Origin of the sequence: Corynebacterium sp. c25Ua_47, assembly GCF_039907205.1 — a bacterium.
GTDB classification, from domain to species: Bacteria; Actinomycetota; Actinomycetes; order Mycobacteriales; family Mycobacteriaceae; genus Corynebacterium; species Corynebacterium hiratae.
This window is the reverse complement of sequence record NZ_JASBOH010000014.1, coordinates 49,235-61,681: the sequence shown is the minus strand read 5'-3', so window position 1 is coordinate 61,681 and position 12,447 is coordinate 49,235. Positions and strand designations below refer to the sequence as shown.

Below are 12,447 nucleotides of genomic sequence, written 5' to 3'. Positions count from 1 at the left end.
TGCTTCAGCCAGCTCTCGGCGCAGGCGAGCATTCTCAGCTCGGAGGTCAGCCTCGCTCATCCCATCTGAGGCTCCTCGACGCTCACGCTCGAGTTTGACCCACCGGCCTAAAAGCCCGGCGGAAACACCAATCTCCTTAGCCACATGGGCAATCGGGCGCTCTGACTCGATTACCAGGTTTGCGGCTTCACGCCGGTACTCCGGCGTGTACTTCTTGCGCTGTTGACTCACAATGAACATCCTCTCCCACGGACACAAGATCCGTACAAATAGGGTGTCCACTAAACGAGGGTAACCTCATCCGATATGGATTCGGTGACCGTTGTTGAGGCGGCTTACAAGTGAATCGGCTCCGACTCTGTCTGGCAGTGTTTCAACCCAGTAGGCGGCAGCTGATTGGGAGGAGATCAGTGTTGGGAGCCTTCCGTCGCGGTCGAATATGATCTTGGTTAGGTCTTCTTGCCCGCGCTGGTTGATGCTGATGGTCATAAAGTCGTCGATGATAAGGACATCGACGTTGATCAGTTTCCGCATCTTATCGAGGTAGTTTTGGTCAGTCGGTGAGAAGACCGCCAGCATGTCTACAAGTTGATCCAGCCGGTAGTACGCCACGGAATATCCAGCCTTGCATGCGGCGATGCCGATGGCGCAGGCAATGTATGTCTTGCCTGTTCCCGTCGGTGCGAGGATGTGAATATTGGTCGGGCTTTCCCGCCAGTTAGTTGCTGCGATTCGTTTCAGCTGGCGCATGTTGATACCGCGTTGTTCTGCCCGGGTGATTTCAGCCAGGCTTGCATCCGGGTATCGGAATTTAGCCTGGGTGATGGCCTTGGCAATGTTGCGTTGTTGGCGTTGTGTGTAGGCTTCTTCGACTGCGGCGAGGAAGATGTCTTCTGGTAGCGCATCCGCATAGGCCTCGTCGTTGACAACCTCGTAGAAGATGTCAGCGAAGGTTGATACGCGAAGCTTGCGCATTTTCGCCCGCACAATTTCGTCGTCGATGCTGCTCATGGTTTCGCACTCCTTATTCCTTCTAGTTTTCGTAGTGGTCAGCAGGCCGGATAAAGACGGCATCGGCCACGTCGCCGGTAAGCGGGGTGCTTGGGCGTGGTTGGCGCTTGGCCACGGGCTGTGTTTTGGGCCCTGGTGTCCCGGGATGTTGTTGGGCGTGGGCAATGTCAGTCTGGATGCGTTTGAGTACTGCCATTGTTGGGGCCAGCTTCTTGTCTACGACCTGCTGGCAGGCAGGTTCCAGGGTGGCTTTGTTGTGCTTTTTGCCCAGGTTGGCCAGCACGTTGCGTGCCTGGATGAGTCCGCGGGGTACGGCGGCACTATTGCGGTCGAGGATCATCGCTATGACTGTGTGCGTTGCTGCCCCAAACGACGAGGCCCAGGCCAAAAGCTCATCACGGGTAAGCGCCTTGTGGCCTTCGTCATCGCCACGTGGCCCATGCTGAGGGTTGGTGGAATACCGGTATTTGAATCCGTGAAGGCGCGTGTGTTCAGCAACAAGCTGCTCTTCGTCGAAGATGCTCACCAGTTGCGGGGTGAGCCTGACTGTTACCGATTCTCCCACCAACTGAAATGGCACAGAGTAGTACTGGTAGTCACAGGTGATGTGCCAGTTGCGATCGACTTTGAGCCGCTTATAAGACACTTCCGTAAACGGCGTCGGCGGAAGATCCCGCATCATTGGTGCTTCTTCTTGATCAAAGCGCATCTGCCGTGTTGAGCCATCAGGCCGCGTCATTGCGCTGTTGATATCGACAAGACGGCAAGCGATTGCCTCATTGAGCTCATCGAGATTGTAGAAGACCTCGTCGCTGAAGTACCCGAGTATTTTGGTGTAGGCGATTTTCACAGCACGTTCTACTGCCGCTTTGTCGCGTGGCCTGCCGGGCCTAGTCGGCACAATCGTGACCCCGTAATAGTCGGCAAACGCTGCGTAGCGGTCAGTGACCATCCGGTATGTAGAGGTCTTCTTCGGCCGGTAGGTCGCCGTAGAGGCATTATCCGGCACGATGACCGCCGGTAATTTGCCAAGATAATTCAACGCCTTAACATGGCACTCAATCCACGCCGGCATCTTCTCATTCGCAGCAGCAGTAACGTACATCAACCCTGAGTACGGGCTGACCGCGACAAACAATGACGCCTTGAATGCGGTATCACCACTGGCCTGATCCACCACTGGCACTTTGTCGCCAGCCCAGTCGACGTAAAGCTCTTGCCCCGGCTCATGGGTGATAACTTCGACGAGATCGTTGGCACGCAGAAATTCATTGAGCCCACTGCAGAACTGGGAGTACTGGTACTTTGTCTTATCCGTCGGACAAGGCTGCGACACGTAGTCCATCCACAGCTTATGCCTGGTCACATGCTTCGTACTTTTCAGCTTGCGTGCAAGAGCATGAAAATCAGGCTGGTCGTAGGACATCGTCCGCTTACTCCGGCCATCACTGAATCGATCGTCGAACCATCCCGGTGGGAGCTGACGGAAACGCTCTGGAGTTAGTGCCTCATCGTTGATGACTTTCTTTGCTCGGGATACTTCTCGTCGTGAACATCCCAATGCGTGTGTGATCTGCGCGTAGCTAGCACCATCAAGGCACATCGCGATGATCTGTTTGAAGTTGGCCACAAGGACCAGCTCCTTCCAAGTAGAAGTTGACGCAACACCAGCGGATTGTGGTGTCGCCAACATCAACTATGAAAGAAAACCCCAATGCAGTACCGGGTACGTGGAACACCGGTACCAACTACGCAGACTCGCGGTACCAACTACCCCAAATCGACAAGGGTCGCCGTAGACAAGCTGGCGGCAGGCATCTAGTGCGACTTTATTGACCAGGTCCCAGCCCACACCGAGTGCTTTGGCGGTCGCTGACACACTCATCCGGTCAATAGCAAGGCGTTGCAAGATCCAGCGGGTGACCCGGTCAGTGAGTTTGGCACCGTCATCAGCGCAGGGTAAGGATTCTTGGAAGATCTTTCTCTTACATGAGGCGGCTGTGCACCGGAACCTAGGAACTTTTACGTGCAGCCTGGTGGGGAATCCAACAACGGGAAGATCAACGAGTCGACGGGTGATGTGGTCGCGCAGCTTTCCTGACTGTCCGCAGTCCGGGCACACGCCGCTAACGGCTACTGGCGTAGCCTCAATGATGGTCAGCGGTCCGGCATCAGCAGCACCGGTGATAGCAAGCCCGATTTCCGCGGTACGGCAGATGGTGTCGGCAACGAGGTTTCCAGTAGGCTTCACAGTACGGGTTCCTGGTGGGTTTAGATGGTTGTGTAGGAACTTTCATCTTCACACCAGGGACCCCTACATGTTGTGCTGACCCGCTGATCCCGTCGATTTCTACCTCACCCCGCTACGCACCCCGAAACCGGAAGAGCCGTCTTAGGAGTGCCCGATTAATCAATTTAATCCTCACCCTGTTTCAAGGTCTTGATTTCGGCTTCTAGAGCTTTCATGTCTATTTCGTTGACCTTAGAATCGAGTTGGCGTTGGTAAGCATTCCATTCTTCCTCGGCTTTGTTTACTGCCTGCTCGTGTTTCCTCTTCCCGTATCCTTTGAGGACTTCGCGTTCGTTGAAGATGAGCCAGGCTTCCGTTTTTTCCACCCAATCCTTCAAGAGCATGGTTTTTCCCATCTCGGCTTGGTCTTCTGCATAGTCCAAATACATTGTGGTGAGCCTGCGCATACGCCTAGCTTCGTCTTCGTTAAGGAAGTTTTTCGCAATGCCCATGTCGCTTTTGTGGGGCGATTCTCCGCCCCACGTCGTGAGCCCGGCGTATGGCTTAGTGTGGTCTGCGCGTTCCCAGATTAGCTCTGCTGCGGTTCGGCCGTGGGTGGCGAAGTGGAGTCTGTTTTGAATCCCTGAGAAGAATTGTTGGACTTCTTTAAATGATTTCTTTTCCTGGTAGTCAGCGCTGGTTGCGGCTATGACGTCACAGATTTTGCGGAAAAATTGGCGTTCGGAGACCCGAATCTCTCGAATGGTTTCAAGTAATTCGTCGAAGTGGGTGTCAGCACCATCGTTTTTGAGTTTTTGAGCGTCGATGGCAAAGCCTTTGGTGAGGTATTCCCGTAGAACTTCTGTGGCCCATTTTCTAAATTGCGAGCCGCGTGGACTTCGTACGCGGTAGCCAACGGCGAGAATCATGTTTAGGTTGTAGTGATTAACGGACCTGGTTTGACCTGGTACTTTCAAAAGTTGTTTGAAAGTAGCTTCTGCACCTAATTCGCCTGAGCGTGTGATTGACTGAATATGGTGCGAGACGGAAGCTGTGGTGACGTCGAAGAGATCGGCCATCTGCTTCTGGGTGAGCCAGGCGTCGTTGTCTTTTAGTTGGAGTCTTACGTGTGCTTTACCATCTTGGGTGGTGTACATAGCGACTTGGTCGGGGGTAGTCACTGGTATCCTCTCCTCGATTTTCTCGTTCTTCCTGCTTGTTCAGTGACGAGTCGGCAGCGAATTTGTCCGGCTCGTGGTTAAGCTCGCGGACAGCACTGTCATCCTCATCCTGCAGTGAAACAGAGGCACCGGACATGGGGGTCAAGATACGGGATATCTTCACGTTCGACCACGTAGTTAAAGGTTTCTGCTCAGTGGGCGAGTATATTATTGATGCGGCGCGCTACATCTGCGATTACCTGTTGGTCTGTAAGTGCCCGGAGCGGTTTCCACATGTTCCGAAGTATCGCCAGCGCAATAACCCGCCACCTGCATGGAAACAGGTAGACGGGCTGCGCGTATTGGCTTCCCCACCAGGACTCGAACCTAGAATGACGGTACCAAAAACCGTAGTGTTGCCGATTACACCATGGGGAAACTGCGCACACTGTAGTGAGCGCTGGGGGACATGTTACCTGACGGGTGTACACGAGACCTAAACAGGTGGCCGACCTTCACGTTGCTGCCGGCGCTCTTGGCTGGTGAGGGCGATGTCCGGTGGGGGAGATACAGTAGAAGGCATGGTTCGACAAAGGATGACCGGGCGTGAGCGCCGAGAGCAGTTGATCTCCATTGGGCGTGCGGCCTTCGCGGAACGCGGCTTCGATGGTGCCAGCGTGGAAGACATCGCCGCGCGCGCCGGCGTGTCCAAGCCGGTGGTCTATGAGCACTTCGGCGGCAAGGAAGGCCTGTACGCCGTCGTCATCGACCGCGAGCTCGTGGCTTTGGAAAAGGTCGTGACGGAATCGCTGCAGACAGGTTCCTGGCGCGAGCGCATCGAGCAGGGAGTCGTCGCCCTGCTGACCTACGTGGAGGAGGAGACCGACGGTTTCTTAATCCTCGTGCGCGATTCCAAGCCGGGGGATGAGCGTAGTTTCTCCACACTGTTGAATACAGCGGTAAATCAGATTGCGCATATCCTCGGTGAGGCCTTCGAACACCGCGGGCTCGACCCCGAGCTGTCGGTGCTCTACGGCCAAGCGCTCGTCGGCATGGTGGCCACCACGGCCCAGTGGTGGCTAGATGAACGCGAGCCTTCGCGTGAGACAGTCGCAGCGCACATCGTCAATTTGTGCTGGAATGGTCTTTCCGGCATGGAAGCAGCACCGAAGTTGAAGGGAGCCAAGTAGGTGGCAACGCCGATGCTGGGCGGGCTGCTCAAAGTAGCCGCCTCAGATCCGAAACTCAAAGGTCTCGCTACTCAAGTGGGCACACCGTCGCTGCACATCACGGGCATCGACCAGGCCCGCCCCTGGGCCATTGGAACGCTGGCGCACCACGCGCCGGTGCTGGTGGTGACTGCCTCCGGGCGTGAGGCGGAGGACCTCACCGCGGAGCTGGCAGCCATGCTGGGGGATAAGGTCGTCTACTTCCCGGCGTGGGAGACGTTGCCGCATGAGCGGCTGTCGCCGGCCCCGGATATCGTCGGCAAGCGCGCGCGTGTGCTCGACCTAGTGGGGACGGGCAAAGCCAAAGTGGTGGTGACCTCTGCCCGCGGGTATTGCCAGCCCATCCTGAGCGAGGTGGAGGGCCGCGAGCCCATCTTCCTCAAGGAAGAAGATGAGCACGAGCTCTCACATATTTTGTCTGAGCTGGAGTTTCGCGCCTACAAGCACGTGGATATGGTGGCCAAGCGCGGCGAGTACGCCACGCGCGGCGGCATCCTCGATGTTTTCCCCACCACCTCCGATTACCCGGTGCGCGTGGAGTTCTGGGGCGATGAGATTACGGATATCCGCCAGTTCTCCGTGGCCGATCAGCGCGCCATCCCGGAGATTGAGGTCGGCGAGGTCGCCATCTATCCCGCCCGCGAGCTGCCGATTACTAATGAGGTTGCCGCACGCGCCCGCGAACTGGCGCAGAAGTTCGGTGGCAACGCGGCGCTGGCAGAACTGCTGACCAAGGTAGGCGAGCACATCCCGGCCGAAGGTATGGAGGCTTTGCTTGCCGTGCTAGCCGACGACCCCTTTGCCACCCTCCCCGAACTCCTTGCGGCGGGGACGCACGTGGTGCTCGTGGCACCGGAAAAGATCCGCACGCGCATTGCGGACCTGGAATCCACCGATGCGGAGTTCTTGGCTGCTGGCTGGGAGGCCGCCGCGATGGGTGCGGATGGTCCGCTGGCTGCCGAGGGCTTGGATACCTCGGCGTCGAGTTACCGCTCCTATGAGTCGCTTGAGGCGACGTGCCGGAATATCGAGGCCCCGCTGTGGACTTTTGCCCCTCCGGGGATGTTCGCCGCCGCCGAATCGGAGACCCTGCCGCTGGACTTTGAGCCCGGCCCTACTCCGCGCGGTGATATCTCAGAGATTGATGCCATGATGGCGCAGCTTCTAGCGCACACCACCGCTGGTGGGCGGGCTGCGTTTATTGCTCCTGCCCAGGGTGCGATTAAGCGCATGGTGGAGCGCTTCGCGGAAAAGGGCATCCCTACCAAGGTGGCGACGCCTGGGTGGGAGCCGAGCCCCGGTGAGGTCACCCTCTACCAGGCCTTGTCCCATGCGGGTCTGGTTTTCCCCAAGGTGCGCAAGCTGAAGGATGCTGAAGCGCTACCGCTCGTGGTTATTACGGAAACTGATCTGACGGGCAACCGCGTCGGTGATATTGCGGGTGCGAAGCGTCGCCCAGCAAAGCGCCGCAACCGCGTAGATCCCCTCGCCCTGAAGCAGGGGGATTACGTGGTGCATGAAACCCATGGCATCGGCAAGTTCCTCAAGATGGCCGAGCGCACCGTCCAATCCGGTGATGAAACCTCCCGCCGCGAGTACATCGTGTTGGAGTATGCGGCGTCCAAGCGCGGCCAGCCGGCCGACCAGCTGTGGGTGCCCATGGATTCGCTGGATTTGCTGAGCAAATACACCGGCGGTGAGGCGCCGACGCTGTCCAAGATGGGCGGCTCGGATTGGAAGAACACCAAGAAGAAGGCGCGCGCCGCGGTGCGCGAGATCGCCGGTGAGCTGGTGGAGCTTTATGCCAAGCGCCAGGCAGCCCCTGGCCACCAGTTTGGGCCCGATACGCCGTGGCAGGCGGAGATGGAGGATAATTTCCCCTTCGTCGAGACTGAAGACCAAATGCTGGCCATCGATGCCGTCAAGCAGGATATGGAATCCACGGTGCCGATGGACCGCGTGGTCGTCGGCGATGTGGGCTATGGCAAGACCGAGGTGGCGGTGCGCGCGGCCTTCAAGGCCGTGCAGGACGGTAAGCAGGTCGCGGTCCTCGTGCCCACCACTTTGCTGGCCCAGCAGCACACCGATACTTTCCGCGAGCGCATGCAGGGCTTCCCGGTGGATATCGAGGTGCTCTCGCGCTTTACCTCGACCAAGGAATCCAAGGAGATTCTCGCCGGTTTGGCGGATGGTTCCGTAGACATCGTCATCGGCACGCACCGCCTGCTGCAGACCGGTGTGCAGTGGAAGAACTTGGGCCTCATCGTGGTGGATGAGGAGCAGCGCTTCGGCGTGGAACACAAGGAGCACATCAAGGCGCTCAAGGCCAGCGTGGACGTGCTCACCATGTCCGCGACGCCGATTCCGCGCACCTTGGAGATGTCCATGGCGGGCATCCGTGAAATGTCTACGATTTTGACGCCTCCGGAGGACCGTCACCCGGTCCTGACTTATGTGGGCGCGTATGAGGATAAGCAGGTGGCCGCGGCCATCCGCCGCGAGCTGCTGCGCGACGGCCAAGTTTTCTTCATCCACAACAAAGTCGCCGACATCGAAAAGAAGGCCCGCGAACTGCGGGACCTGGTGCCGGAGGCGCGCATCGTCGTCGCGCACGGCCAGATGAACGAGGACGTGCTTGAACGCACCGTCCAAGGTTTCTGGGACCGCGAGTTCGACGTGCTGGTATGTACCACCATCGTGGAGACCGGTCTGGATATCGCTAATGCGAATACACTCATCGTGGAAAACGCCCACCACATGGGTCTATCCCAGCTCCACCAGCTGCGCGGGCGCGTGGGCCGCTCCCGCGAGCGCGGCTACGCCTACTTCCTCTACCCGAAGGGCGCCACGCTGACGGAGACCTCCTATGACCGTCTGGCCACCATCGCCCAGAACAACGATCTGGGCGCGGGCATGGCCGTGGCCATGAAGGACCTTGAGATGCGCGGTGCCGGCAACGTGCTGGGCGCCGAGCAGTCCGGCCATATCGCCGGCGTGGGCTTCGATCTTTACGTGCGCCTCGTCGGTGAGGCGGTGGAGACCTTCAAGGCGCTCGCGCGTGGGGAGACCCCCGTGGTCACGGACGAAGGACCGAAGGAAATCCGCATCGACCTGCCGGTAGACGCCCACATCCCGGAGTCCTATATCAACTCCGAGCGCCTGCGCCTAGAGGTTTACCGCAAGCTCGCAGCCTCCAAAGACAACGCGGACCTGGCACACGTGGTGGAGGAAATGCAGGACCGCTACGGCCCCGTCCCGGAGCCTGTGGAGCGCCTTCTCGCCGTGGCCCGCCTGCGCCACCAGGCCCGCCGGGCTGGGGTCAGCGACATCACGGTGCAGGGCACGCGCATCAAGGTCCACCCGGTGGAGCTGGCGGATTCGAAACAGGTACGCCTCAAGCGCCTCTACCCGGGCTCCAACTACCGTGCGGCGGCTAAAGCAATCCAGCTCAGCTTCCCCAAGGCAGGACGGAATGTCACAGACCCCAAGCTGCGTGACATTGAGCTGCTGCAATGGGTGGCGGATTTCCTAGCGTCGATGTTTGAACTCGAGCACGTTGACGTCAGTGGTGCTAAGACTAAGAAAAACGTCATTAGCGTAGGAGAGAAGTAATGGACGCCGCGAACAACCGCCTTGGCTATCCTCGGGCGAATCAACGGATCGTCATGGTGGCGGTGTGGATGTTCGCGGCGTTGATCAGCATCCCCGTCTCGCTGGTCATAAAGTTCAGCGGCGAGAACGGTGGTTGGCTCACCTTCATGTTGATGATGTTTGGGGTAATCCTGGTTGGTGTCTGGGTGTTGCTTGGGCTGCTGCCGCTCTTTATCCGCAGTGATTACGAGAGCAAGCTGGAGTGGGCGTGGGTGTCCATGGCCCTGGTGTTCATCGGCTTCATCCTGGGCAACGCCAACCTGCCGGATTTTGGAGATATCGGACCGGCCACCGTACCGACGTGGTGGTTTGGCAACGAGGAAGCGGCCACAATCACCGGCGGCATCCTCCTCGTTATCAGCGGCATCGGCCACGTGATGTGGCTCGCAAGCTGCATCACGTACGCGGTGCTCTCGCACCGCTCAGCACCTGAGGTGTTCTAGAGAACGAGACGCCCAGTGCCCAAGCCCCACACCGCGGCGACAGCGCCGACGATCACCAGCGCCACAACGCACCATTCGAAGGTGTTAAACACGCGCTCCTTCTTGTGCAAGCGTGTGGCCACGTAAGGGATCATGCTCGGGACCACAGCCAGCGCGCCAAGCAGCACGTAGACCGGGTCGGCGGCGTAAATGAGCCAGACGGAATAAATGAAGGCGACGAGGCCGATGTAGAGGTGGCGGCGGTTCTCACGGCGGCTCACCTCCGGGCCAGACAAGTCGAAGCGCACCCCGGCATGCGGGTGGGTTAGCCCCTTGCCGCGCACCGCCAAGAGCACCAGGTACAGCGAGGAGAAGATGTAAGGCAGCAGGTACATGATGGTGGCCAGCTGCACCATTGCGTTATAGGACGTCTCGTTGAGGAAGAAGACGATGACGAAGAGCTGAATCGTCAGCGTAGAAATCAGCTGCGCAACCCAGGGCGCGCCGGCGATGTTCACGGTGCCGATCTTGCGGGGGAGAAGACCATCGACAGCCATCATGACGATCGGCTCCGCGCACAGCATCTGCCAGGACACATAGGCGCCGAGCACGGAAAGGCACAGGCCGAGGGAGATGAGCGCGCCGCCCCATTCGCCGACCGCGGCGGTGAGCACGGAGGCCATCGAGTTATCCGGAAGCGCTGCGAGCTCTTCCTGGGTAAGGACGCCGAAGCTCAGCGTGGACACGGAGACCAGCAGTGCCAAGACGCTGATGAAGCCGATGACGGTGGCGCGGCCGACGTCGGCACGCGTGCGAGCCTGCTTGGAGTAGACCGAAGCGCCCTCCACGCCGATGAAGACCCACACGGTAAAGAGCATGATTCCCTGCACCTGCTCAAAGAGGGACTTATCAGAAGCCTTGCCCCAGATATCCAGGGTGAACTTGTCCCAGCTAAATCCCACGAAAGCGAGGATGACGATGAAGGCCAGGATGGGCACGATCTTGGCCACGGAGGTGACCATGTTCATGATGGCCGCCTGCTTAATACCGCGGGCCAGCACCGCAAAAATACCCCACGACAGCAAAGACACCGCAATGGCGGAAACCCAGCGGTGGTCGGCGTCAAAGAGGGGGACGTAGTGGCCGATGGTGTTGAAGAACAATGTGGCGTAGCCGACCTGGGCCATCACGGAGCCCAGCCAGTAGCCCCAACCGGAGGTGAAGCCGATGAAATCACCTAAGCCGGCGCGGACATAGGAGTACACACCGGAGTCGAGGTGCGGCTTGCGGTGCGCCAGGATTTGGAAGACGAAGGCGACGGAGAGCATGCCCACGCCGGCGATGAGCCAGCCGATGAGCATGGCGCCCGGGCCGGCGACGGAGGCGATGTTTTGCGGGAGAGAGAAGATACCCGCGCCCACCGTGGAACCGATGATGAGCGCGACAAGCGTCCACAGCGTCACGGAGTGCGTGCGCGGCGATTCGGTGAGATTGGAAGTGGTCATTGGTTAAAAATACCCCTTAAGGCGGGCTTTTGTGCAACTGCAGCGAAAGCTCATGGAGCCCGGGACCTATACTCGTTGCTTATGACTGTCCTGTTGTTAGATCCGCGCTGGCCCACCCTAATCCCTCTGGAGGCCGTTGGAAAACTGCAGGGACCTGTTGTTTTTACCGATGAAGTACCGGTGAAGGTGCGGTGGAATTTCGACCAGCTCCTGTGCGGTGAGGATCCGGCAGGCCACGGTGTTGTGGTGAGCACAGATCCGTCCCACCCGCAGGTGCGCGCGCTTATCGACGCCCACGCGGAGCTCATCCTTGCCCCCTCCCTGGAGGAACCGATGTGGCAGGCGCGCGAGGTGATGACGCGGGCCCGGCGCATCGGGGAGTGGGAGCGCGATCAAACCCATGAGAGCTTGCTGCCGTATCTGGAGGAAGAGTCCGCGGAGTTCGCCGAGGCGGTGCGGGAGCGCGCCTCTGAGGCCGAGCTGCTCAAGGAACTCGGTGATGTTTTCTTACAAGTCCTTTTCCATGCCGAGATAGCGGCGCGCCGCGGAGCTTTTAGCCTCGATGACGTCGCCATGTCCTTCGTCAACAAAATGCGCTCCCGCGCGCCCTACCTTTTTGACGGCACGGAGGACGTCGTGGAGGTAGAGGAGCAGGAGCGCCTGTGGGCCGAAGGTAAGGCCCGAGAAAAGGACTAGCCCTTCTGGATGATGGAGGACAGCAGAGGAGCGTAGTCGGTGAGCGTGGAGGACAGGCCAGTGCCGCCGGTGACGATGGTGTCTTCCTTAACGATCTTGCACTCGAGGGCGCGGTCAGCGGTCTGGCCGGAGTACTTCACAGCGGCGAGGGCCAGCGCGCCGAGATCCTCGGAGTTGCCCAGAGCCATGAGGTTCTTCGACAGCTGGTTGCGGGTGGTGTCCGGGCCGAGCAGCTCGCCCTCGGTCGCCTGATCCATCAGCGTCAGGGTGCTGCGGAGGGTGTTGCAGTCAGCATTCTGGATGCCTTGGGAAAGGAAGCCGCCCAACTCCTCGAGGGATGCGGCGGACGCGGTGGCGGGCACGACAGCACCCAGGGTGACAACAGCGGCAGCGGTGGCAGCGATACGGCGGATGAACATGGAACTCCTTGAGATTGAAGAAAGGGCGTTGAAAGAACGTGCAGGACCGGCGTAGGCGCGGCGGACCGTTCATCGGTGGAGTGTAGCGCACAATGTTACGCATGGGAATACTTTGACATAATTA

At 59.2% G+C, this 12,447-nt stretch carries 10 protein-coding genes, 1 tRNA gene and 1 pseudogene; 4 read left to right on the top strand and 8 right to left on the bottom strand.

Going from position 1 to position 12,447, the window contains the following annotated elements; genetic code table 11:
* The 6 genes and pseudogenes from QKE52_RS11775 to QKE52_RS11750 form a co-directional block, all read right to left on the bottom strand.
* Positions 1 to 231 (bottom strand): transposase (locus QKE52_RS11775; protein ID WP_347948861.1); only part of this gene is annotated, 231 nt, incomplete at its 3' end.
* A gap of 66 nt (positions 232 to 297) precedes the next feature.
* Positions 298 to 1,011, bottom strand: coding sequence for an ATP-binding protein (locus tag QKE52_RS11770; RefSeq protein ID WP_347948860.1), 714 nt, complete (start codon positions 1,009 to 1,011; stop codon positions 298 to 300).
* 22 nt (positions 1,012 to 1,033) lie between these two features.
* Positions 1,034 to 2,641, bottom strand: coding sequence for an IS21 family transposase (istA, locus tag QKE52_RS11765; RefSeq protein ID WP_347948859.1), 1,608 nt, complete (start codon positions 2,639 to 2,641; stop codon positions 1,034 to 1,036).
* A 156-nt stretch (positions 2,642 to 2,797) separates the two neighbouring features.
* Positions 2,798 to 3,262 (bottom strand): annotated as a pseudogene (locus tag QKE52_RS11760) (transposase family protein); the annotation flags it as partial.
* A 164-nt stretch (positions 3,263 to 3,426) separates the two neighbouring features.
* Positions 3,427 to 4,422, bottom strand: coding sequence for a RhuM family protein (rhuM, locus tag QKE52_RS11755; RefSeq protein ID WP_293775243.1), 996 nt, complete (start codon positions 4,420 to 4,422; stop codon positions 3,427 to 3,429).
* A gap of 342 nt (positions 4,423 to 4,764) precedes the next feature.
* A tRNA-Gln gene (locus tag QKE52_RS11750) sits at positions 4,765 to 4,839 on the bottom strand.
* Between the two features lie 143 nt (positions 4,840 to 4,982).
* Here QKE52_RS11750 and QKE52_RS11745 point away from each other — a divergent pair.
* From QKE52_RS11745 to QKE52_RS11735, 3 genes are read left to right on the top strand one after another with little or no spacing between them, the layout of a single operon-like run.
* Positions 4,983 to 5,591: a TetR/AcrR family transcriptional regulator gene (locus tag QKE52_RS11745; RefSeq protein ID WP_293775245.1), complete on the top strand. Its 609-nt coding sequence runs from the start codon at positions 4,983 to 4,985 to the stop codon at positions 5,589 to 5,591.
* Between the two features lie 12 nt (positions 5,592 to 5,603).
* Complete coding sequence (mfd, locus tag QKE52_RS11740; RefSeq protein ID WP_347948862.1) at positions 5,604 to 9,242, top strand: transcription-repair coupling factor; 3,639 nt, start codon at positions 5,604 to 5,606, stop codon at positions 9,240 to 9,242.
* Positions 9,242 to 9,724: a hypothetical protein gene (locus QKE52_RS11735; protein ID WP_046648319.1), complete on the top strand. Its 483-nt coding sequence runs from the start codon at positions 9,242 to 9,244 to the stop codon at positions 9,722 to 9,724. Before mfd ends, QKE52_RS11735 begins: the two co-directional genes overlap by 1 nt.
* Here QKE52_RS11735 and QKE52_RS11730 read toward each other — a convergent pair.
* Complete coding sequence (locus QKE52_RS11730) at positions 9,721 to 11,208, bottom strand: amino acid permease (RefSeq protein WP_049155530.1); 1,488 nt, start codon at positions 11,206 to 11,208, stop codon at positions 9,721 to 9,723. The genes QKE52_RS11735 and QKE52_RS11730 overlap by 4 nt on opposite strands.
* A gap of 81 nt (positions 11,209 to 11,289) precedes the next feature.
* Here QKE52_RS11730 and QKE52_RS11725 point away from each other — a divergent pair, with 81 nt between their 5' ends.
* Positions 11,290 to 11,904: a MazG nucleotide pyrophosphohydrolase domain-containing protein gene (locus QKE52_RS11725; RefSeq protein ID WP_046648321.1), complete on the top strand. Its 615-nt coding sequence runs from the start codon at positions 11,290 to 11,292 to the stop codon at positions 11,902 to 11,904.
* Here QKE52_RS11725 and QKE52_RS11720 read toward each other — a convergent pair.
* Positions 11,901 to 12,323 (bottom strand): hypothetical protein, encoded by a 423-nt coding sequence (locus QKE52_RS11720; RefSeq protein WP_070546161.1) that lies wholly within the window; start codon positions 12,321 to 12,323, stop codon positions 11,901 to 11,903. The two genes, QKE52_RS11725 and QKE52_RS11720, sit on opposite strands and share 4 nt — an antisense overlap.
* Between the last annotated feature and the right edge of the window lie 124 nt (positions 12,324 to 12,447).